We start from the raw sequence: 20,559 nt of genomic DNA, 5'->3' as shown, positions 1-20,559 counted from the left end.
AAAAGTGCCAAATCTCCCGTCAACGCTTGATTGATTGCTATGTCTTTTGATATGTCCCCAATTTAAAGTCGACAAGATTTATCGGAAATAAATTGGAATCTGACCCCAATTAAAGGGTTTGGCATTATTTGTGCAAAGCAATATGCTCCTTTTCCCTGCGAAAACTGAAGGAGCACGCCCATGACGACGGCTGCCGAGATCCAGCATCTCCAAGAACACGGTCTTTATTCCGCCGCTGACGAGCACGACGCCTGCGGCGTCGGCTTCGTGGCCCACATCAAGGGCGAAAAGAGCCACGCCATCGTGTTGCAGGGCCTCAAGATTCTCGAGAATCTGGACCACCGCGGCGCAGTGGGCGCCGACAAGCTCATGGGCGACGGCGCCGGCATCCTGATCCAGCTGCCCGATCTGCTGTACCGCGAAGAGATGGCCAAGCAGGGCGTGACCCTGCCGCCGCCCGGCGAGTACGGCGTCGGCATGATCTTCCTGCCGAAGGAGCACGCCTCGCGCGAGGCCTGCGAGCAGGAGATGGAACGCGCGATCAAGGTCGAAGGCCAGGTGCTGCTGGGCTGGCGCGACGTGCCGGTCAACCGCGATATGCCGATGTCGCCCAACGTGCGCGCCAAGGAGCCGCTGCTGCGCCAGGTCTTCATCGGCCGCGGCAACGACGTCATCGTGCAGGACGCCCTGGAGCGCAAGCTCTACGTGATCCGCAAGACCGCCAGCGCCAACATCCAGCGCCTGAAGCTCAAGCACAGCAAGGAATACTACGTCCCGAGCATGTCGAGCCGCACGGTGGTCTACAAGGGCTTGCTGCTGGCCGACCAGGTCGGCACCTACTACCTCGACCTGCAGGACAAGCGCTGCGTCTCGGCCCTGGGCCTGGTGCACCAGCGCTTCTCGACCAATACCTTCCCCGAGTGGCCGCTGGCCCACCCGTACCGCTACGTCGCCCACAACGGCGAAATCAACACGGTCAAGGGCAACTACAACTGGATGAAGGCGCGCGAAGGCGTGATGTCCTCGCCGGTGCTGGGTGCCGACCTGCAGAAGCTGTATCCGATCAGCTTCGCCGGCCAGTCCGACACCGCCACCTTCGACAACTGCCTCGAGCTGCTGACGATGGCCGGCTATCCGATCAGCCAGGCCGTGATGATGATGATTCCCGAGCCCTGGGAGCAGCACGCGACGATGGACCCGCGCCGCCGCGCGTTCTACGAGTACCACGCGGCGATGCTCGAGCCCTGGGACGGCCCGGCCTCGATCGTCTTCACCGACGGCCGACAGATCGGCGCCACGCTCGACCGCAACGGCCTGCGCCCGTCGCGCTACTGCGTGACCGACGACGACCTGGTCATCATGGGTTCCGAGTCCGGCGTGCTGCCGGTGCCCGAGCAGAAGATCGTTCGCAAGTGGCGTCTGCAGCCCGGCAAGATGTTCCTGATCGACCTCGAGCAGGGCCGCATGATCGACGACGAGGAAGTCAAGGCGACGCTGGCCAACAGCAAGCCCTACAAGCAGTGGATCGAGAACCTGCGCATCAAGCTCGACAGCGTCGAGGCCGAGACCGTGCAGCCGCCGCCGAGCCAGGTCAGCCTGCTCGATCGCCAGCAGGCCTTCGGCTACACGCAGGAAGACATCAAGTTCCTGATGAGCCCGATGGCCGCGGCCGGTGAAGAGGGCATCGGCTCGATGGGCAACGACAGCCCGCTGGCCGTGCTGTCGAACAAGAACAAGCCGCTCTACAACTACTTCAAGCAGTTGTTCGCGCAAGTGACCAACCCGCCGATCGACCCGATCCGCGAGGCGATCGTGATGTCGCTGGTGTCATTCATCGGCCCGAAGCCGAACCTGCTGGACATCAACCAGGTCAACCCGCCGATGCGGCTCGAGGTGAGCCAGCCGATCCTCGACTTCGCCGACATGGCGAAGCTGCGCGACATCGGCAAGTACACGCAGGGCAAGTTCAAGAGCCATACGCTCGACATCACCTACCCGCTGGCCTGGGGCGACGAAGGCGTCGAAGCCAAGCTGGCCTCGCTGTGCGCGGAGGCGGTCGATGCGATCAAGGGCGGCCACAACATCCTGATCGTCAGCGACCGCAACGTCGGCCCGACGCAGGTCGCGATCCCGGCGCTGCTGGCGCTGTCGGCGATCCACCAGTACCTGGTGCGCGAAGGCCTGCGCACGACCGCCGGCCTGGTGGTCGAGACCGGCTCGGCGCGCGAAGTGCATCACTTCGGCGTGCTCGCGGGCTACGGCGCCGAAGCCGTGCACCCATACCTGGCGATGGAAACGCTGGCGGCGATGCATGAAGACCTCTCCGGCGACCTGAGCGCCGAAAAGGCCATCTACAACTACGTCAAGGCGGTCGGCAAGGGTCTGTCGAAGATCATGTCGAAGATGGGTGTCAGCACCTACATGAGCTACTGCGGCGCCCAGCTGTTCGAGGCCATCGGCCTGAACACCGAGACGGTCGAGAAGTACTTCACCGGCACCGCCAGCCGGGTCCAGGGCATCGGCGTGTTCGAGATCGCCCAGGAAGGCATCCGCATGCACAAGGCGGCCTTCAGCGACGATCCGGTGCTGGCCCACATGCTCGACGCCGGCGGCGAATACGCCTGGCGCACCCGCGGCGAAGAGCACATGTGGACGCCCGACGCCATCGCCAAGCTGCAGCACAGCACGCGCGCCAACAACTTCAGCACCTACAAGGAATACGCGCAGCTGATCAACGACCAGAACCGCCGTCACCTGACGCTGCGCGGCCTGTTCGAGTTCAAGATCGATCCGGCCAAGGCGATTTCCGTCGACGAGGTCGAGCCGGCCGCCGAAATCGTCAAGCGCTTCGCCACCGGCGCCATGTCGCTCGGCTCGATCAGCACCGAGGCGCACGCCACCCTGGCGGTGGCGATGAACCGCATCGGCGGCAAGAGCAACACCGGCGAGGGCGGCGAAGACCCGGCGCGCTACCGCAACGAGCTCAAGGGCATCCCGATCAAGATGGGCGACACGCTCAAGAGCGTGATCGGCGAGGCCAATGTCGAGGTCGACCTGCCGCTCCAGGACGGCGACTCGCTGCGTTCGAAGATCAAGCAGGTGGCCTCGGGCCGCTTCGGCGTCACGGCCGAGTACCTCTCGTCGGCCGACCAGGTGCAGATCAAGATGGCGCAGGGCGCCAAGCCCGGCGAGGGCGGCCAGCTGCCCGGAGGCAAGGTCACGAAGTACATCGGCCAGATGCGCTACTCGGTGCCGGGCGTGGGCCTGATCTCGCCGCCGCCGCACCACGACATCTACTCGATCGAGGACCTGGCGCAGCTGATCCACGACCTGAAGAACGTCGCGCCGCATGCCAGCGTCAGCGTCAAGCTGGTGAGCGAAGTTGGCGTCGGCACCATCGCCGCGGGCGTCGCCAAGTGCAAGAGCGACCACGTCGTGATCGCCGGCCACGACGGCGGCACCGGCGCCTCGCCGTGGTCGTCGATCAAGCACGCGGGCAGCCCGTGGGAGATCGGCCTGGCCGAGACCCAGCAGACGCTGGTGCTGAACCGCCTGCGCGGCCGCATCCGGGTGCAGGCCGACGGCCAGATGAAGACCGGCCGCGACGTCGCCATCGGCGCCCTGCTGGGTGCCGACGAGTTCGGCTTCGCGACCGCGCCGCTGGTGGTCGAGGGCTGCATCATGATGCGCAAGTGCCACCTGAACACCTGCCCGGTCGGCGTCGCGACGCAAGACCCGGTGCTGCGCAAGAAGTTCTCGGGCAAGCCCGAGCACGTGGTCAACTTCTTCTTCTTCGTGGCCGAGGAAGTGCGCCAGATCATGGCCCAGCTCGGCATCCGCAAGTTCGACGACCTGATCGGCCGCGCCGACCTGCTCGACACCAAGCTCGGCATCGACCACTGGAAGGCCCGCGGCCTGGACTTCAGCCGACTGTTCGCCCAGCCCAATGTGCCGGCCGAGGTGCCGCGCTTCCATGTCGAGAACCAGGACCACGGCCTCGAGAAGAGCCTGGACGTGAAGCTGATCGAGCGTTCGCGCCCGGCCATCGACAAGGGCGAGAAGGTGCAGTTCATCGAGGTGGCGCGCAACGTCAACCGCTCGGTCGGCGCCATGCTCTCGGGCGCGCTGACCAAGGTGCATCCGCAGGGCCTGCCCGACGACTCGATCCGCATCCAGCTCGAAGGCACGGGCGGCCAGTCCTTCGGCGCCTTCCTGGCGCGCGGCATCACGCTCTACCTGATCGGCGATGCCAACGACTACACCGGCAAGGGCCTGTCGGGCGGCCGCGTGGTGGTGCGCCCGAGCCTGGACTTCCGCGGCGAGGCGGCGCGCAACACGATCGTCGGCAACACCGCGCTCTATGGCGCGACCACCGGCGAGGCCTATCTCTGCGGCGTGGCCGGCGAGCGCTTCGCGGTGCGGCTGTCGGGCGCCACCGCGGTGGTCGAAGGCACCGGCGACCATGGCTGCGAATACATGACCGGTGGCACGGTCGCGGTGCTGGGCCAGACCGGACGCAACTTCGCGGCCGGCATGAGCGGCGGCGTCGCCTTCGTCTATGACGAGGACGGCCAGTTCGCCTCCCGTTGCAACCTGTCGATGGTGTCGCTCGACAAGGTGCTGACCTCGGCCGAGCAGACCGCCAGCGTGCACCGCAAGGTCTGGCACGATGGCGAGACCGACGAGGCGCAGCTGCGCAAGCTGCTCGAGGACCATCACCGCTGGACCGGCAGCAAGCGCGCCCGCGAACTGCTCGACAACTGGGCCGTTTCGCGCACCAAGTTCGTCAAGGTGTTCCCGAACGAATACAAGCGAGCGCTGGCCGAGATCCACGACCGCGAGGTCGAGCTCACGAGCAGCGGCAACAACGCGCATGCCGGCATGGAGCCGCATGCGGCCGCCAAGCCGGTGGCGGCGGTCTGAGCGACAACGAACAGAACAGGAAAGCACGATGGGAAAAATCACCGGCTTCATGGAGCATGAGCGCATCGAAGAGGGCTACAAGCCGATCGATGAGCGGGTCAAGCACCACAAGGAATTCGTGGTCGGCCTCGACGAGGCACAGGCCAAGGTCCAGGGCGCGCGCTGCATGGACTGCGGCACGCCGTTCTGCAACAGCGGCTGCCCGGTCAACAACATCATTCCGGACTTCAACGACCTGGTGTATCGGGCCGACTGGCAGAGCGCCTTCGTGGTGCTCGACTCGACCAACAACTTCCCCGAGTTCACCGGCCGCATCTGCCCCGCGCCCTGCGAGGCGGCCTGCGTGCTCAACGTGAACGACGATCCGGTCGGCATCAAGTCGATCGAGCACGCGATCATCGACCGCGCCTGGGACGAAGGCTGGGTGGCGGCCCGTCCGGCCAAGCACAAGACGGGCAAAAAGGTCGCCGTGGTCGGGTCCGGCCCGGCGGGCATGGCGGCAGCCCAGCAGCTGGCGCGGGTCGGCCACGATGTCACCTTGTTCGAGAAGAACGACCGCATCGGCGGCCTGCTGCGCTACGGCATCCCCGACTTCAAGATGGAGAAGGTGCACATCGATCGCCGCGTCGAGCAGATGAAGGCAGAAGGCGTGACCTTCCGCACCGGCGTGATGGTCGGCGCGGCCAAGGATCCGCTGGGCAAGGGCTCCAAGGTCACCAACTGGGCCAAGGAAACCGTCACGCCCGAGCAGCTCGACAAGGAGTTCGACGCGGTGCTGCTGACCGGCGGCGCCGAGCAGTCGCGCGACCTGCCGGTACCGGGGCGCGACCTCGACGGCATCCATTTCGCGATGGAGTTCCTGCCGCAGCAGAACAAGATCAACGCCGGCGACAAGGTCAAGGGCCAGCTGCGCGCCGACGGCAAGCACGTGATCGTGATCGGCGGCGGCGACACCGGCTCCGACTGCGTGGGCACCAGCAACCGCCACGGTGCCGCGAGCGTGACCCAGTTCGAGCTGATGCCCCAGCCGCCCGAGGAAGAGAACCGCCCGCTGACCTGGCCCTACTGGCCGTACAAGCTGCGCACCAGTTCCAGCCACGAAGAGGGCTGCGAGCGCGAGTTCGCCATCTCCACCAAGGAATTCATCGGCGAAAAGGGCAAGGTCACGGGCCTGAAGACGGTCCGCGTCGAGTGGAAGGACGGCAAGATGGTCGAGGTGGCCGGCAGCGAGCAGGTGCTCAAGGCCGACCTGGTGCTGCTGGCGATGGGCTTCGTGAGCCCGGTGGCCAATGTGCTGGACGCCTTCGGCGTCGAGAAGGACGCCCGCGGCAATGCCAAGGCCAGCGTCGATTTCATTGGCGGCTACGCGACCAATGTGCCCAAGGTGTTCGCCGCCGGCGACATCCGTCGCGGGCAGTCGCTGGTGGTCTGGGCGATCCGCGAGGGCCGCCAGGCCGCGCGTTCGGTGGATGAATTCCTGATGGGCTTCAGCGACCTGCCGCGCTGAACTATTTTCGGATTTGTCTCGGCACAGCCTGTTACGCGCTTCCCTTATCATTGGCTGTTACCGCGAGCCGGGATGTCCTCATGGGGGCGCCCCGGCTTTTTCATTGCCATGGACCCATCACCTGCCACTTCCCTCGTTGAGTTTCGCGACGTCGTCTTCGGCTATGGCGACCGCGCCATCCTCGATGGCGTCTCGTTCCGCGTGCCGCGTGGCAAGGTGACCGCGTTGATGGGCGCCTCGGGCGGCGGCAAGACCACCGTGCTGCGCCTGATCGGCGGGCAGGTGCGGGCGCGCCGTGGCGAGGTGCTGGTGGACGGGCAGGACGTCGGCCGGATGGCACCCGATGCGCTTTATGCCGCCCGGCGTCGCATGGGCATGCTGTTCCAGTTCGGTGCGCTCTTCACCGACATGAGCGTGTTCGACAACGTGGCCTTCCCGCTGCGCGAGCACACGCGCCTGTCCGAGGGCTTGATCCGGGACATCGTGCTGATGAAGCTCGACGCCGTCGGCCTGCGCGGCGCCCGCGAGCTGATGCCGAGCGAAGTCTCGGGCGGCATGGCGCGGCGCGTGGCGCTGGCCAGGGCGATCGCGCTCGACCCCGACCTCGTCATGTACGACGAGCCCTTCGCCGGCCTCGACCCGATCTCGCTCGGCACCGCGGCGCGGCTGATCCGGCAGCTCAACGACACGCTGGGGCTCACCAGCGTGATCGTGTCGCACGACCTCGAAGAGACCTTCCGCATCGCCGACCACGTGATCATCCTTGCCAATGGCGGCATTGCCGCGCAGGGCAGCCCGGACGCGGTGCGCGCCAGCGCCGACCCGCTGGTCCACCAGTTCGTCAATGCGCTGCCCGAGGGGCCGGTGCATTTTCACTACCCCGCGGTGGCTGTCGAGGCCGATTTCGGCAACTCCCAAGGGGGGCGTCAATGAGCTGGTACAAGCCGGCCGACGTCGGCTTCGCCGTACGCAGCAAGCTGGCCGACCTCGGTCTGGGCGCGCGCCTTTTTTTCCAGCTCGTGGGGGAGGGTGCGCGCAGCCTGCGCCGCTTCGGCCTGGTGCGCGACCAGATCCACTTCCTGGGCAATTACTCGCTGGCGATCATCGCCGTCTCCGGCCTGTTCGTCGGCTTCGTGCTGGGCCTGCAGGGCTACTACACGCTGCAGCGCTACGGCTCGTCCGAGGCGCTGGGCCTGCTGGTCGCATTGAGCCTGGTGCGCGAGCTCGGCCCGGTCGTGGCGGCGCTGCTGTTCGCGGGCCGTGCCGGCACCTCGCTCACCGCCGAGATCGGCCTCATGAAGGCTGGCGAGCAGCTCAGCGCGATGGAAATGATGGCGGTCGACCCGGTCCAGCGCATCCTGGCGCCCCGCTTCTGGGGCGGCGTGATCACCATGCCCCTGCTGGCGGCGGTGTTCAGTGCGGTCGGCGTGATCGGCGGCTATGTCGTCGGGGTGCTGATGCTGGGCCTCGATGCGGGGGCCTTCTGGGGCCAGATGCAGGGCGGCGTCGACGTCTGGAAGGACGTCGGCAACGGCGTCGTCAAGAGCATCGTCTTCGGCATCGCCGTGACTTTCATCGCCCTGCTGCAGGGCTACCAGGCGCAGCCGACGCCCGAGGGAGTCTCGCGCGCCACCACCCGCACGGTGGTCGTCGCCTCGCTCACCGTGCTCGGGCTCGATTTCATGCTGACCGCCATGATGTTCAGCATCTAGGCTCCACGTTCACTGAGAGTGCAACACATGCAACGTTCCAACAATGACATCTGGGTCGGCCTGTTCGTGCTGATCGGCGGCGCGGCGCTGCTGTTCCTGGCGCTGCAGTCGGCCAACCTGCTGAGCCTGAATTTCCAGAAGACCTATGCCGTGACCGCGCGCTTCGACAACATCGGCGGGCTCAAGCCCCAAACCGCGGTCAAGAGCGCCGGCGTGGTGGTCGGGCGCGTCGAATCCATCACGTTCGACGACAAGAACTTTCAGGCCGCCGTGACGCTGGCGCTGCAAAATCGCTACAGTTTCCCCAAGGACAGCTCGTTCAAGATCCTGACCAGCGGCCTGCTGGGCGAGCAATACATCGGCATCGAGGCCGGCGCCGACGAAAAGACCCTTCAAGCCGGCGATGTCGTGACCGATACCCAATCAGCGGTTGTGCTCGAGAACCTGATCAGCCAGTTCCTGTACAGCAAGGCGGCCGAAGGAAGCACGCCATCCGGTAACGCCAACAACAAGAAATGAAACCACGAAATTCTCTCGCCGGCCGGGTCGCGTGCGTCCGCATCGCCAATGGCCTGCGTGCAGCAGGCGCCGCCGGCGTCCTGGCCTTCGTCACGGGTTGCGCCACCGGCCCGAACGCCAATCCGGCCGATCCGCTGGAGCCGCTCAACCGGCAGGTCTATCGCTTCAACAACGCGCTCGACGATGCGGTTCTGAAGCCGGCCGCAACGGTCTACGTCAAGGTGCTGCCCTCGCCGGTGCGCACCGGTGTGAACAATTTCTTCGGCAACCTCTCCGACGTCTGGAGTTTCGCCAACAGCGTGGCGCAGCTCAAGCTCCAGGACAGCGCGCAGACTTTCATGCGCCTGAACGTCAACACGTTCTTCGGCCTCGGCGGGGTCCTGGACGTCGCGACCGAACTCGGCATCGACCGCCACAGCGAGGACTTCGGCCAGACGCTGGGCCGCTGGGGCGTTCCGGCGGGCCCCTACCTGATCCTGCCCCTGCTCGGCCCCTCCACGCTGCGCGACACCGCCGCTTTGCCGCTGGACCTCCGGGGCGACCTGCTGAGCGGCGTGTCGGACATCTCGGTGCGCAACTCGATGTACGCTCTGCGCCTGATCGACATCCGCGCCAACCTGTTGCGCGTCGGCCAGCTGCTCGAGGATGCGGCGCTCGACCGGTACACCTTCACCCGTGACGCCTTCCTGCAGCGCCGCCGCAACGACGTCCACGACGGAAACCTGCCCGACGAGGGCAATTAAGGCCTTGCGCGGGCGGGGCCATTGCATTCGGTTGCAGGCCATGAGCCGCGATGTGGAACCCTCCGTGTGGCGTGGACTCGAACTCGGTTGGGCGAACGCCTCACTTTTGATGACAAGGGATTGACTCGATGAACCAGATTCTTCAACGCCGCACCCTGGGACGGTTGGCGCTGGGCGGCCTGCTGCTGGCGGGTGCCGCTGCCGGATTCGTGCGGCCGGCCCTGGCCGCGGACGAGGCGCCCGATGCGCTCGTGAAGCGGCTGTCTTCCGACGTCCTGGACACGATCAAGGCCGACAAGTCGATCAAGGCGGGCGATGTCGGCAAGATCATGCAGCTGGTCGACACCAAGATCATGCCGAACGTGAACTTCCTGCGCATGACGTCCTCGGCCGTCGGTCCGGCCTGGCGCCAGGCCACGCCGGAGCAGCAGAAGCGGCTCGAGGACGCGTTCAAGACCCTGCTGGTGCGCACCTACGCGGGCGCCCTCGACCAGGTCAGCGACCAGACCGTCGTCGTGCGCCCGTTCCGCGGCTCGGCCGACGACAAGGAGGTGCTCGTGCGCACCGAAGTCAAGGGCAGCGGCGATCCGGTGCAGCTCGACTACCGGCTCGAGAAAACCCCCGGCGAGGCCGGCGGCTGGAAGATCTACAACATCAACGTCCTGGGCGTATGGCTGGTGGATACCTACCGCACCCAGTTCGCGCAGCAGATCAACGCCAAGGGCATCGACGGCCTGATCGCCGCCCTCGAGGCGCGCAACAAGAACAACGGCAAGGGTTGAGCCGGCCATGCTGGTTCTGCCACCCAAGTTGACGCACGACGAGGCACCGGCCTGCGCCTACATGCTCCAGCGCGGCCTGGCCGGGCAAACCGACACGGCCACGGTGGTCGACGCCAGCGCGCTGGTCCACTTCGACTCCTCGGCGCTGGCGGTGTTGCTCGAGTGCCGGCGCGAGTCCAGCGCGCTCGGCCGCGGTTTCGCGGTCAAGGGCCTGCCGGCCCGCCTGCGCGAACTGGCCGCCCTGTACGGAATCGCAGGCCTTTTGCCGGCCGCGCCCTGACTGGGCTCGCCCCCAGGTTGCCCGGCACTTCGTGTCCGGGCGCCCACCCCCTGCCAGGGGGCGCAGTCAGCGGCCCGGCAAAGCCGGTCCCGCGACTGCCCACGAACAGGCGTGCGCTGCGCGCCGCCCGAGAACCGATGCCTTTCTTCCATTGGCCGGCGCAGCCAGGCCCGTTGGTGAAACACCGCGGAACCGGCTTCGCCGGGCCGCTGGTGTTGCCCCCGGCAGGGGGTGGGCGGGCTACACGAAGTGAGCCCAACCTGGGGGCGAGCTTAAAATAGCGGGTTCCCATGCCCGCGATCTCCTTCCAGTCGGTCTCCAAGACCTATCCCCCCTCACGCCAGCAACGAAACCAGGGTAAATCCGGGCTTCGTGCCGTAGATGACGTGAGCTTCCAGATCGAAGAGGGCGAGTTCTTCGGCCTCCTGGGGCCGAACGGGGCCGGCAAGACCACCCTGATCAGCATGCTCGCCGGGCTGTCGCGCCCGACCAGCGGCGCCATCGCGGTCCACGGTTTCGACGTCCAGAAGGACTACGCCCAGGCCCGCCGCCAACTCGGCGTGGTGCCCCAGGAGCTGGTCTTCGACCCGTTCTTCAACGTCCGCGAGGCGCTGCGGATCCAGTCGGGCTATTTCGGCATCAAGAACAACGACGACTGGATCGACGAACTCCTGCAGAGCCTCGGCCTGGCCGACAAGGCGGGCGCCAACATGCGCCAGCTCTCGGGCGGCATGAAGCGGCGCGTGCTGGTGGCCCAGGCGCTGGTCCACAAGCCGCCTGTGATCGTGCTGGACGAGCCCACCGCCGGCGTCGACGTCGAGCTGCGCCAGACGCTGTGGCAGTTCGTCGCCAAGCTCAACAAACAGGGCAGCACGGTGCTGCTGACCACCCACTATCTCGAAGAGGCCGAGGCGCTGTGCCATCGGATCGCGATGCTCAAGCAAGGCCGCGTGATCGCGCTCGACCGGACCAGCGAGCTGCTGCGGTCGGCCGCCAGCAACGTGCTGCGCTTCAAGACCGACGGCATGCTGCCCTGGGCGATCGCCCAGAACGCCCGCATCACGGGCCGCATCGTGCAGCTGCCCGCGCAGAACGCCCACGAGGTCGAACAACTGCTGGCCGCGATCCGCGAGGCCGGGCTCGATGTCGAGGACGTCGAGATGCGCAAGGCCGACCTGGAGGATGTCTTCATCGACCTGATGGCCGGTGAGCAGACGCCGCTGGAGGTCGCAAGATGATGATCAACGCTCTTGGGTGGCGCGCGCTTCTCTACAAGGAAACGCTGCGCTTCTGGAAGGTCGGCTTCCAGACCGTCGGCGCCCCGGTGCTGACCGCGGTGCTCTACCTGGCGGTCTTCGGCCATGTGCTCGAGGACCACGTCAAGGTCTTCGGCACCGTGAGCTACACCGCCTTCCTGGTCCCGGGCCTGGTGATGATGAGCGTGCTGCAGAACGCCTTCGCCAACAGCTCGTCGTCGATCATCCAGAGCAAGATCATGGGCAGCCTGGTGTTCGTGCTGCTGACGCCGCTATCGCACTGGGGCTGGTTCCTCGCCTACGTGGGCTCGTCGATCGTGCGCGGGCTGGCGGTGGGCCTGGGCGTGTTCATCGTCACCGCCTTCTTCGCGATGCCGAGCTTCGTGGCGCCGCTGTGGATCCTGGTGTTCGCCTTCCTGGGCGCCGCCATCCTCGGCACGCTGGGCCTGATCGCCGGCCTCTGGGCCGAGAAATTCGACCAGATGGCGGTGTTCCAGAACTTCCTGATCATGCCGATGACCTTCCTGTCCGGCGTGTTCTATTCGATCGGGTCGCTGCCGCCTTTCTGGCAGACGGTGAGCCACCTGAACCCCTTCTTCTACATGATCGATGGCTTTCGCTACGGCTTCTTCGGCATCAGCGATGCATCGCCCTGGCTGAGCCTGGCGATCGTCGGCAGTGCCTGGCTGGTGGTCAGCGCGATCGCCGTCCACCTGCTGCGCATCGGCTACAAGATCCGCGGATGAATGAAACACCCCCGAAGCGCCTGCGGCGCCTCCCCCTCAAGGGGGCGATACCAGCGGCCCGGCAAAGCCGGTTCCGCGGTATCCCTGGCTTTGCGCCGGGCCGGATTCATGCGTCGCGGGTCACGCGATCACACGCTGAAACACTGACATGACTGCCGAAGAACTGCAATCGATCATCCAGGCCGGCCTGGCCTGCGACCACATCACGCTCGAGGGCGATGGCCGCCACTGGTACGCCACCATCGTCTCCCCCGAGTTCGAGGGCAAGCGCGCCATCCAGAGGCATCAGCGGGTCTATGCCACCCTGGGTGCGAAAATGCACACCGACGAAGTGCACGCGCTCTCGATGAAAACCTTCACGCCTGCCGAATGGGCAGGCCAGTCTCGCTAGACCTCCGCTGGATTCCTCATGGACAAACTTCTGATTCGCGGCGGGCGCAAGCTTCGCGGCGAGGTACTCATTTCCGGCGCCAAGAATGCCGCGCTGCCCGAACTCTGCGCGGCCCTGCTGACCGATCGCCCCGTCACGCTGCACAACGTGCCGCGCCTGAAGGACGTCGCGACCATGCTCAAGCTGGTCCACAACATGGGCGTGCGCGCCGAGCGCGACGACAACGGCACGGTGCGCATCGACGCCCGCTCGCTCGAGGTGCCCGAGGCACCGTACGAACTGGTCAAGACGATGCGGGCCTCGGTGCTCGCGCTCGGCCCGCTGCTGGCGCGCTTCGGCCGGGCCAAGGTCTCGCTGCCGGGCGGCTGCGCGATCGGCTCGCGTCCGGTCGACCAGCACATCAAGGGCCTGCAGGCCATGGGTGCCGAGATCGTGGTCGAGCACGGCTACATGGTGGCGGGCATCGGCGGCGGCCGCAAGCGCCTGCACGGCGCCCGCATCACGACCGACATGGTGACGGTCACCGGCACCGAGAACTTCCTCATGGCGGCGGCGCTGGCCGAGGGCGAGACGGTGCTCGAGAACGCCGCCCAGGAGCCTGAAATCGCCGACCTGGCCGAGATGCTGATCGCCATGGGCGCGAAGATCGAGGGCCACGGCACCAGCCGCATCCGCATCCAGGGCGTGGAGCGGCTCGACGGCTGCACCCACCAGGTGGTGGCCGACCGGATCGAGGCCGGCACCTTCCTGTGCGCCGTGGCCGCGGCCGGCGGCGAAGTGTTCCTGAAGCATGGCCGCGCCGACCACCTCGATGCCGTGATCGAGAAGCTTCGCGAGGCCGGGGCGCAGGTTGCGGCGGTCGAGGGCGGCATCCGGGTGCAGAGCCAGGGCCGGCTCAAGGCCCAGAGCTTCCGCACCACCGAGTATCCGGGCTTCCCGACCGACATGCAGGCCCAGTTCATGGCGCTCAACGCGATCGCCGAAGGCACCTCGACCGTCACCGAGACGATCTTCGAGAACCGCTTCATGCACGTCGACGAGATGCTGCGCCTCGGCGCCAAGATCCAGACCGACGGCAAGGTGGCGGTGATCGAGGGCGTGCGTCAGCTGTCCGGCGCCACCGTGATGGCAACCGACCTGCGCGCCTCGGCCAGCCTCGTGATCGCCGGCCTGGTGGCCGATGGCGAGACCCTGGTCGACCGCATCTACCACCTCGATCGCGGCTACGACCGCATGGAAGGCAAGCTGCGCGGCATCGGCGCCGACATCGAGCGGGTGGCCGGGCCGGCCGAGGTGCAGCCGTGATCACGCTGGCGCTGTCGAAGGGCCGCATCTTCGAGGAGACCCTGCCGCTGCTGGCCGCGGCCGGCATCGAGGTCACCGAAGACCCCGAGAAATCGCGCAAGCTGATCCTCGCCACCACAAGGCCCGATGTCCGCGTGGTGCTGGTGCGCGCCTCCGACGTGCCGACCTACGTCCAGTACGGCGGCGCCGACCTCGGCGTGACCGGGCTCGACGTGCTGCTCGAGCACGGCAACCAGGGCCTCTACCAGCCGCTCGACCTGCGCATCGCGGCCTGCCGCCTCAGCGTGGCGGTGCGTGCCGACTACGACTACGCCTCGGCCGTCAAGCAAGGCTCGCGGCTCAAGGTGGCGACCAAATACGTCGGCCTGGCGCGCGAATTCTTCGCCAGCAAGGGCGTGCACGTCGACCTGATCAAGCTGTACGGCAGCATGGAACTGGCGCCGCTCACGGGGCTGGCCGATGCTATCGTCGACCTGGTCTCGACCGGCAACACGCTCAAGGCCAACCATTTGGTCGAGGTCGAACGCATCATGGACATCAGCGCCCGGCTGGTGGTCAACCAGGCCGCGCTCAAGCTCAAGCAAGAGCCCATCCGCCGCATCGTCGATGCCTTCGCATCGGCCCTCCCGACATGAACCTGAAAGCCGCTCCCGCCCGCCTGTCCACCGCGTCGGCCACCTTCGAGGCCGAATTCAAGGCGCGCCTGCATTGGTCGGCCGAAGCGGATGCGGCCATCGAGCAGGTGGTGGCCGACATCCTGGTCGACGTTCGGCAACGGGGCGACGAGGCGGTGCTCGAGTACACGCGGCGTTTCGACCGCCTCGACGTCGACGGCCTGCCGGCGCTGGAACTCACGGCCGCCGAGTTGCGCGCCGCCTTCGAGTCGCTGCCGACGGAGCAGAAGGATGCGCTCCAGGCCGCGGCAAGCCGCGTCAGGAGCTACCACGAGGCCCAGAAGAAGGCGAGCGGCGAAAGCTGGAGCTACCGCGATGCCGACGGCACGCTGCTTGGCCAGAAGGTCACGCCGCTGGACCGCGTCGGCATCTACGTGCCGGGCGGGAAGGCCGCCTATCCGTCGAGCGTGCTCATGAACGCGATCCCGGCGCACGTGGCCGGTGTCGGCGAGATCATCATGGTGGTGCCGACGCCGGGCGGCGAGCGCAACCCGCTGGTGCTCGCCGCCGCCCACGTGGCTGGTGTCACGCGCGCCTTCACGATCGGCGGCGCCCAGGCGGTGGCGGCCCTGGCCTACGGCACGGCCACGATTCCGGCGGTCGACAAGATCACCGGGCCCGGCAATGCCTACGTGGCGGCCGCCAAGCGGCGCGTCTTCGGCACCGTCGGCATCGACATGATCGCCGGCCCGAGCGAAATCCTGGTGCTGGCCGACGGCAGCACGCCGCCCGAGTGGGTCGCGATGGATCTGTTCAGCCAGGCCGAGCACGATGAACTCGCGCAGAGCATCCTGCTCAGTCCTGACGCCGCCTACATCGAGCGCGTGCAGCAGGAGATCGACCGCCTGCTGCCCTCGATGCCGCGCGCTGAGATCATTGCCGCCTCGCTCAACGGCCGCGGCGCGCTGATCCACACGCGCAGCATGGAAGAAGCCTGCGAAATCAGCAACCGGATCGCACCCGAACACCTCGAGGTCAGCAGCCAGGAGCCGCACCGCTGGGAGCCGCTGCTCAGGCACGCCGGCGCGATCTTTCTCGGTGCCTACACCAGCGAAAGCCTGGGCGACTACTGCGCCGGCCCCAACCACGTGCTGCCGACCAGCGGCACGGCACGCTTCAGCTCGCCGCTCGGGGTCTACGATTTCCAGAAGCGCTCGAGCCTGATCGAAGTCAGCGAGGAGGGCGCCCAGGCGCTCGGCCAGGTGGCCTCGGTGCTCGCCCATGGCGAGGGCCTGCAGGCCCACGCCCGGGCGGCCGAGATGCGGCTGCGCCAGCGCTGATTTCGGTTAGCCTGCGGCCATGAGCAGTTTCGTCAGCTACCTCCGGCGCTACCGGGACCCGCACGGTGCGCTCGGCATGCTCGGACCGGCCTGTCGGCGCGTCGGCACCGTGCAACTGGTGCGGGTGCCCATGCATCCGGTGCTGGTCGATGTCGCGCCGCTGCCGCGCCGTGCCAGCGGCATGCTGGGCAAGCTCTTCGGCCACCTGAGGCTGATTCCCAGGGCCTGGACGGCGGGCGGACGGACGCTGTTCATCCGCGAGTTCCTGACGGTCCCGCTGTTCCTGGTCGCGCCGGCCCTCTGGCTGCGCCGGCGCTCGCTGTGGTTCCTGTGCCATCACAACGTCGGCCAGGCGGCCCGGCATCCGGTGCATCGCCTGATGCTGCGCATCCTCTATGCGGTCGGCTTTCGCTTCGTCGTCTACGAGACGATCGACACCTGGCGCCCGGTCGCGGCGCATCCGGACCCGTCCCGCATCATCGCCATGCCGACGCCGATTCCGGAGCTCGCGCGCAGCGCGCCGGTGCGCGACCCGGTCGGGCGGAAGATGGTGGTCGGCTTCATCGGCAGCTTCCGGGCCGAGAAGTCGCCGCGCTGGGCGCTCGATGCCATCGCCGGCGCCAGCGCCGAGGGCCGTTTCACGCCGCCGATCGAACTGCTGGTCGGCACCGCCGACGCAGACTTCCTGGACCGCTGGAAGGACCGTGCGACCGTCATGAACACCACCCTGCGCGCGGACTACCTGCGTGCGCTCGAGTCGTGCGACGTCGTGGTCCTGCCCTATGACGAGTCGGCCTACAGCTACCGGATCTCCGGCGTGCTGGCGGAGGCGGTGGGGCTGGGCTGCCTGGTGGTGGCCCCCGACCTGCCCGCGCTGCGCGAGCAGGTGGGTCTGCCGCTGCCGGCCGGTGCCTGCTACCGCGACCGTGCCGAACTGGTCGAATGCGTGCAGCGGGCGGTCGACATGGCGCGCCTGCCGGCCAGGGCCGAGGCCGTCCAGGCGCACCGGGAGCACCGGTCGATGGACGCGGTGACCCGGGCCATTGCACGGATGGGAGCCGCGGCATGAAGCAGGACGCCATGGACCTCCAGAACAGCAGGCACCCGTGGAGCCTGGGCCACAAGCTGCGGCGGGTGATCTGGATGATCGTCTGGACCCTGCTGGGCCGCGTGGGGCCGCGTGCGCTGTCGCCGCTGCGCGTGCGCCTGCTGCGCCTCTTCGGCGCCCGGGTGGGACAGGGCGTGCTGGTGTGCCCCGGCGTCAAGGTGCTGATGCCCTGGAACCTGCGCATCGGCGACTACACGGCGATCGCCGAGGGCGTGGACATCTACAACTTCGGCGAAGTCCGCATCGGCTCGAACACCTGCGTCTCGCAGGGCGTCTGGCTGTGCACCGGCTCTCACGACTACAACGTCCCCAACTTTCCGCTGATCTGGGACGACATCCAGGTCGGCGACCGGGTCTGGATCGCTGCCCAGAGCTTCATCGGACCGGGCGTCAGCGTCGGCGATGGCGCCGTGGTGGGCGCGCGCTCGGTCGTGACCCGCGATCTCGAAGCCTGGTCGGTTTCTGCAGGCAATCCATGCGTATTCATCAAGCCGCGCCGGCACGACTAGGCCGAGGCCGGCGGGCCGCCGCGGCCTGCGCGCTGCTGCTGATGCTGCCGGCGCTCGCCCAGGCGATGTCGATCCGCGAACTGCGCACGCTCGAGGCCAACGAGAAAGACGGCAAGGCCTACGCCAACTATTACCTGGTGGGCGTCATGGAAGGCCTGCGGGAAGCCAACGACGCCGAACAGCGCGCCGGCCAGAAGCCCCTGTTCTGCATCAACGGCCGCCGGCTCGAGCCCGTGATGGCGCGCTCCCTCTATCAAACCGAACTGACGCGCAACGCCGACAGCTACGAGGCCGACATGCCGGTGCAGCTCGTGCTCTCGGCGGCGCTGCGCAACAGCTATCGCTGCAACCCGTGAATCCGAACGAGCCCCGAATGACCGCCACCGACGATACCCGCCGCGCCCTCGGCCGCATCCGCGCCGACGTGCAATCCATGCATGCCTACGCCGTGCAGGACGCCCGCGGCCTGCTCAAGCTCGACGCGATGGAAAACCCCCACGGCCTGGCGCCCGCGCTGCAGGCCGCCCTCGGCGAGCGGCTCGGCGCGCTGGCGCTCAACCGCTACCCGGGCGAGCGCGGCGCCGACCTGCAGCGCGCGCTGGCGGCGCACGCCGGCATGCCCGAGGGCTTCGCGCTGATGCTGGGCAACGGCTCGGACGAGCTGATCTCCCTGCTGGCGATCGCCTGCGACCTGCCGGGCGCCACGGTGCTGGCGCCGGTGCCCGGCTTCGTGATGTACGCCATGAGCGCCCAGCTGCAGGGCCTGCGCTTCGTCGGCGTTCCGCTCTCGGCCGACTTCGAGCTCGACGAGGGCGCCATGCTCGACGCCATCGCCCGCGAGAAGCCGGCCATCGTGTTCCTGGCCTACCCGAACAACCCGACCGCCAATCTCTGGGACGACGCCGTGATCGAGAAGATCGTCCAGGCCCAGGGCGCCCAGGGCGGCCTGGTGGTCATCGACGAGGCCTACCAGCCGTTCGCGGGCCGCAGCTACATCGACCGCGTGGCCCGCCATGGCCACGTGCTGCTGATGCGCACGCTCAGCAAGTTCGGCCTGGCCGGCGCCCGCCTGGGCTACCTGATGGGCCCGGCGGCGCTGGTGGCCGAGATCGACAAGGTGCGCCCGCCCTACAACATCAGCGTGCTGAACTGCGAGTGCGCCCTGTTCGCCCTCGAGCACGCCGATGTGTTCGCCGCCCAGGCGGCCGAGATCCGCAGCCAGCGCGCTGTGGTGGTGGCGCGGCTGGCCCGCCTGCCGGCGGTCCGGAGCTGGCCGAGCGAAGCCAACATGATCCTGATCCGGGTGCCCGACGCGGCAAAGACCTTCGAGGAAATGAAGGCTCGCGGCGTGCTGGTCAAGAACGTTTCTAAAATGCACCCATTGCTCGCCAACTGCCTGCGCCTGACGGTCGGAACCGCCGACGAGAATGCGCAGATGCTCGCGGCCCTCGAAGCCTCACTATGAACACCCCACTGGCACCCGAAGCCGTCATCGCCACCGGCGCGCGCGCGGCGTCCGTCACCCGCAACACGGCCGAGACCAAGATCACGGTCAAGCTCGACCTCGACGGCACCGGCCGCGCGAAACTGTCGACCGGCATCGGCTTTTTCGACCACATGCTCGACCAGATCGCCCGCCATGGCCTGATCGACCTCGACATCGACTGCCAGGGCGACCTGCACATCGACGGCCACCACACGGTCGAGGACGTCGGCATCACCCTGGGCCAGGCGGTCGCCAAGGCGGTCGGCGACAAGAAGGGCATCCGCCGCTACGGGCATGCGTATGTGCCGCTCGACGAGGCGCTGAGCCGTGTCGTGATCGATTTCTCGGGCCGCCCGGGCCTGGTCATGGACGTGCCATTCACCAGCGGCATGATCGGCACCTTCGACAGCCAGCTGACCTACGAGTTCTTCCACGGCTTCGCCAACCACGCCTTCGTGACCCTGCACATCGACAACCTCAAGGGTGTCAACGCGCACCACCAGTGCGAGACCGTGTTCAAGGCCTTCGCCCGGGCGCTGCGGGCGGCGCTCGAACTCGATCCGCGCTCGGCCGGCGTCATTCCCTCGACCAAGGGCTCCCTCTGACCGTGTCGACCGCCAACAACACAGTGGCCGTGGTCGACTACGGCATGGGCAACCTGCGCTCCGTGTCGCAGGCCGTGCAGCACGCCGCCGACCAGGTCGGGGTGGAGGTGTTCGTCACCTCCGACCCCGACGTGGTGCGCCGGGCCACCCGCGTGGTCCTGCCGGGACAGGGCGCCATGCCCGACTGCATGCGCGAACTGGCCGACTCCGGACTGCTCGACTCGGTGCTCGAGGCCGCCGCCAGCAAGCCGCTGTTCGGCGTCTGCGTCGGCATGCAGATGCTGCTGTCGCACAGCGACGAAGGCCCGACCGATGGCCTGGGCCTGATCCCGGGCCAGGTCCGGAAGTTCGAGCTCGAAGGCCGGCTGCAGCCGGACGGCAGCCGTTTCAAGGTGCCGCAGATGGGCTGGAACCAGGTTTTCCAGACCCGGCCGCACCCGGTCTGGGCCGGCGTGCCCGACCAGAGCTATTTCTATTTTGTCCACAGCTTCTATGCCCGGCCGGCCGATCCCGCGCACAGCGCCGGGGAGGCCGACTATGGCGAGCGCTTTACCGCTGCCGTCGCACGCGATAATATTTTCGCTACCCAGTTCCACCCGGAGAAGAGTGCGGACCACGGGTTGCAGCTCTATCGAAATTTCCTCCACTGGAACCCCTGACGCATTGAACGCCTCCACCGTTCGGCCCGGGCCTGTGCCCGCGGCCCGTCGGGTTCTGAGTACCATCGCGCTTT

General features: G+C 67.5%; 20 protein-coding genes. All 20 read left to right on the top strand.

Features of this window, described 5'->3' with window-relative positions:
• Positions 1-180: 180 nt before the first annotated feature.
• The 20 genes from QTI68_RS18935 (at position 181) to hisH (ending at position 20,485) form a co-directional block, all read left to right on the top strand.
• Entirely contained in the window at positions 181-4,923 is a 4,743-nt protein-coding gene (locus tag QTI68_RS18935; protein ID WP_286523498.1) for a glutamate synthase-related protein, read from the top strand.
• Positions 4,924-4,951: 28 nt separating this feature from the next.
• A complete protein-coding gene (locus tag QTI68_RS18930) occupies positions 4,952-6,430 on the top strand; it encodes a glutamate synthase subunit beta (RefSeq protein ID WP_286523497.1) in 1,479 nt (492 codons plus the stop codon).
• 108 nt (positions 6,431-6,538) lie between these two features.
• Positions 6,539-7,363, top strand: coding sequence for an ABC transporter ATP-binding protein (locus QTI68_RS18925; protein ID WP_286523496.1), 825 nt, complete (start codon positions 6,539-6,541; stop codon positions 7,361-7,363).
• Complete coding sequence (gene mlaE / locus QTI68_RS18920; protein ID WP_286523494.1) at positions 7,360-8,142, top strand: lipid asymmetry maintenance ABC transporter permease subunit MlaE; 783 nt, start codon at positions 7,360-7,362, stop codon at positions 8,140-8,142. Before QTI68_RS18925 ends, mlaE begins: the two co-directional genes overlap by 4 nt.
• Before the next feature lie 27 nt (positions 8,143-8,169).
• Positions 8,170-8,661: an outer membrane lipid asymmetry maintenance protein MlaD gene (mlaD, locus tag QTI68_RS18915; RefSeq protein WP_286523493.1), complete on the top strand. Its 492-nt coding sequence runs from the start codon at positions 8,170-8,172 to the stop codon at positions 8,659-8,661.
• On the top strand, positions 8,658-9,404 hold the full coding sequence (locus QTI68_RS18910) for an MlaA family lipoprotein (protein ID WP_286523491.1): 747 nt from the start codon (positions 8,658-8,660) through the stop codon (positions 9,402-9,404). The genes mlaD and QTI68_RS18910 overlap by 4 nt, the downstream gene beginning before the upstream one ends.
• Before the next feature lie 128 nt (positions 9,405-9,532).
• Positions 9,533-10,186, top strand: coding sequence for an MlaC/ttg2D family ABC transporter substrate-binding protein (locus QTI68_RS18905; protein ID WP_286523488.1), 654 nt, complete (start codon positions 9,533-9,535; stop codon positions 10,184-10,186).
• Positions 10,187-10,193: 7 nt separating this feature from the next.
• Positions 10,194-10,466, top strand: a complete 273-nt coding sequence (locus QTI68_RS18900) for an STAS domain-containing protein (RefSeq protein WP_286523486.1) — start codon at positions 10,194-10,196, stop codon at positions 10,464-10,466.
• 290 nt (positions 10,467-10,756) lie between these two features.
• Positions 10,757-11,704 (top strand): ABC transporter ATP-binding protein, encoded by a 948-nt coding sequence (locus QTI68_RS18895; protein WP_286523484.1) that lies wholly within the window; start codon positions 10,757-10,759, stop codon positions 11,702-11,704.
• Positions 11,704-12,468 carry an ABC transporter permease gene (locus QTI68_RS18890; protein WP_286523962.1) on the top strand — a complete coding sequence of 255 codons (765 nt, stop codon included), beginning with the start codon at positions 11,704-11,706 and terminating at the stop codon, positions 12,466-12,468. Before QTI68_RS18895 ends, QTI68_RS18890 begins: the two co-directional genes overlap by 1 nt.
• 148 nt (positions 12,469-12,616) lie before the next feature.
• The gene (locus tag QTI68_RS18885) at positions 12,617-12,859 is read left to right on the top strand and encodes a BolA family protein (protein WP_286523483.1); all 243 of its coding nucleotides are present in this window, start codon (positions 12,617-12,619) and stop codon (positions 12,857-12,859) included.
• 18 nt (positions 12,860-12,877) lie between these two features.
• A complete protein-coding gene (gene murA / locus QTI68_RS18880; protein WP_286523482.1) occupies positions 12,878-14,164 on the top strand; it encodes a UDP-N-acetylglucosamine 1-carboxyvinyltransferase in 1,287 nt (428 codons plus the stop codon).
• Positions 14,161-14,799 (top strand): ATP phosphoribosyltransferase, encoded by a 639-nt coding sequence (hisG, locus tag QTI68_RS18875; protein ID WP_286523481.1) that lies wholly within the window; start codon positions 14,161-14,163, stop codon positions 14,797-14,799. Before murA ends, hisG begins: the two co-directional genes overlap by 4 nt.
• Positions 14,796-16,118, top strand: coding sequence for a histidinol dehydrogenase (hisD, locus tag QTI68_RS18870; RefSeq protein ID WP_286523480.1), 1,323 nt, complete (start codon positions 14,796-14,798; stop codon positions 16,116-16,118). The genes hisG and hisD overlap by 4 nt, the downstream gene beginning before the upstream one ends.
• Before the next feature lie 19 nt (positions 16,119-16,137).
• Entirely contained in the window at positions 16,138-17,187 is a 1,050-nt protein-coding gene (locus QTI68_RS18865) for a glycosyltransferase (RefSeq protein WP_286523478.1), read from the top strand.
• Positions 17,184-17,735 (top strand): WcaF family extracellular polysaccharide biosynthesis acetyltransferase, encoded by a 552-nt coding sequence (locus QTI68_RS18860; protein WP_286523476.1) that lies wholly within the window; start codon positions 17,184-17,186, stop codon positions 17,733-17,735. Before QTI68_RS18865 ends, QTI68_RS18860 begins: the two co-directional genes overlap by 4 nt.
• The gene (locus QTI68_RS18855; protein WP_286523474.1) at positions 17,702-18,091 is read left to right on the top strand and encodes a hypothetical protein; all 390 of its coding nucleotides are present in this window, start codon (positions 17,702-17,704) and stop codon (positions 18,089-18,091) included. Before QTI68_RS18860 ends, QTI68_RS18855 begins: the two co-directional genes overlap by 34 nt.
• Before the next feature lie 17 nt (positions 18,092-18,108).
• Positions 18,109-19,200, top strand: a complete 1,092-nt coding sequence (gene hisC / locus QTI68_RS18850; RefSeq protein ID WP_286523473.1) for a histidinol-phosphate transaminase — start codon at positions 18,109-18,111, stop codon at positions 19,198-19,200.
• Positions 19,197-19,826 carry an imidazoleglycerol-phosphate dehydratase HisB gene (hisB, locus tag QTI68_RS18845; RefSeq protein ID WP_286523471.1) on the top strand — a complete coding sequence of 210 codons (630 nt, stop codon included), beginning with the start codon at positions 19,197-19,199 and terminating at the stop codon, positions 19,824-19,826. The genes hisC and hisB overlap by 4 nt, the downstream gene beginning before the upstream one ends.
• Positions 19,827-19,828: 2 nt before the next feature.
• Positions 19,829-20,485, top strand: coding sequence for an imidazole glycerol phosphate synthase subunit HisH (hisH, locus tag QTI68_RS18840; protein WP_286523469.1), 657 nt, complete (start codon positions 19,829-19,831; stop codon positions 20,483-20,485).
• The last annotated feature ends 74 nt before the right edge of the window (positions 20,486-20,559 follow it).

This window comes from Variovorax sp. J31P207, assembly GCF_030316965.1.
GTDB lineage: Bacteria > Pseudomonadota > Gammaproteobacteria > Burkholderiales > Burkholderiaceae_C > Variovorax > Variovorax ginsengisoli_B.
The sequence above is the reverse complement of the archived record's forward strand: the minus strand, read 5'-3'. Positions and strand labels throughout refer to the sequence as shown.

What these genes read in the sequence shown, in the direction of transcription:
- QTI68_RS18910 (WP_286523491.1), top strand. Translation starts at nt 8,658, where the DNA reads ATGAAACCACGAAATTCTCTCGCCGGCCGGGTCGCGTGCGTCCGCATC.
- QTI68_RS18860 (WP_286523476.1), top strand. Translation starts at nt 17,184, where the DNA reads ATGAAGCAGGACGCCATGGACCTCCAGAACAGCAGGCACCCGTGGAGC.
- QTI68_RS18895 (WP_286523484.1), top strand. Translation starts at nt 10,757, where the DNA reads ATGCCCGCGATCTCCTTCCAGTCGGTCTCCAAGACCTATCCCCCCTCA.
- QTI68_RS18930 (WP_286523497.1), top strand. Translation starts at nt 4,952, where the DNA reads ATGGGAAAAATCACCGGCTTCATGGAGCATGAGCGCATCGAAGAGGGC.
- QTI68_RS18905 (WP_286523488.1), top strand. Translation starts at nt 9,533, where the DNA reads ATGAACCAGATTCTTCAACGCCGCACCCTGGGACGGTTGGCGCTGGGC.
- QTI68_RS18935 (WP_286523498.1), top strand. Translation starts at nt 181, where the DNA reads ATGACGACGGCTGCCGAGATCCAGCATCTCCAAGAACACGGTCTTTAT.
- QTI68_RS18885 (WP_286523483.1), top strand. Translation starts at nt 12,617, where the DNA reads ATGACTGCCGAAGAACTGCAATCGATCATCCAGGCCGGCCTGGCCTGC.
- mlaD (WP_286523493.1), top strand. Translation starts at nt 8,170, where the DNA reads ATGCAACGTTCCAACAATGACATCTGGGTCGGCCTGTTCGTGCTGATC.
- QTI68_RS18900 (WP_286523486.1), top strand. Translation starts at nt 10,194, where the DNA reads ATGCTGGTTCTGCCACCCAAGTTGACGCACGACGAGGCACCGGCCTGC.
- mlaE (WP_286523494.1), top strand. Translation starts at nt 7,360, where the DNA reads ATGAGCTGGTACAAGCCGGCCGACGTCGGCTTCGCCGTACGCAGCAAG.
- QTI68_RS18890 (WP_286523962.1), top strand. Translation starts at nt 11,704, where the DNA reads ATGATCAACGCTCTTGGGTGGCGCGCGCTTCTCTACAAGGAAACGCTG.
- hisB (WP_286523471.1), top strand. Translation starts at nt 19,197, where the DNA reads ATGAACACCCCACTGGCACCCGAAGCCGTCATCGCCACCGGCGCGCGC.
- QTI68_RS18865 (WP_286523478.1), top strand. Translation starts at nt 16,138, where the DNA reads ATGAGCAGTTTCGTCAGCTACCTCCGGCGCTACCGGGACCCGCACGGT.
- hisD (WP_286523480.1), top strand. Translation starts at nt 14,796, where the DNA reads ATGAACCTGAAAGCCGCTCCCGCCCGCCTGTCCACCGCGTCGGCCACC.
- QTI68_RS18855 (WP_286523474.1), top strand. Translation starts at nt 17,702, where the DNA reads ATGCGTATTCATCAAGCCGCGCCGGCACGACTAGGCCGAGGCCGGCGG.
- QTI68_RS18925 (WP_286523496.1), top strand. Translation starts at nt 6,539, where the DNA reads ATGGACCCATCACCTGCCACTTCCCTCGTTGAGTTTCGCGACGTCGTC.
- hisC (WP_286523473.1), top strand. Translation starts at nt 18,109, where the DNA reads ATGACCGCCACCGACGATACCCGCCGCGCCCTCGGCCGCATCCGCGCC.
- murA (WP_286523482.1), top strand. Translation starts at nt 12,878, where the DNA reads ATGGACAAACTTCTGATTCGCGGCGGGCGCAAGCTTCGCGGCGAGGTA.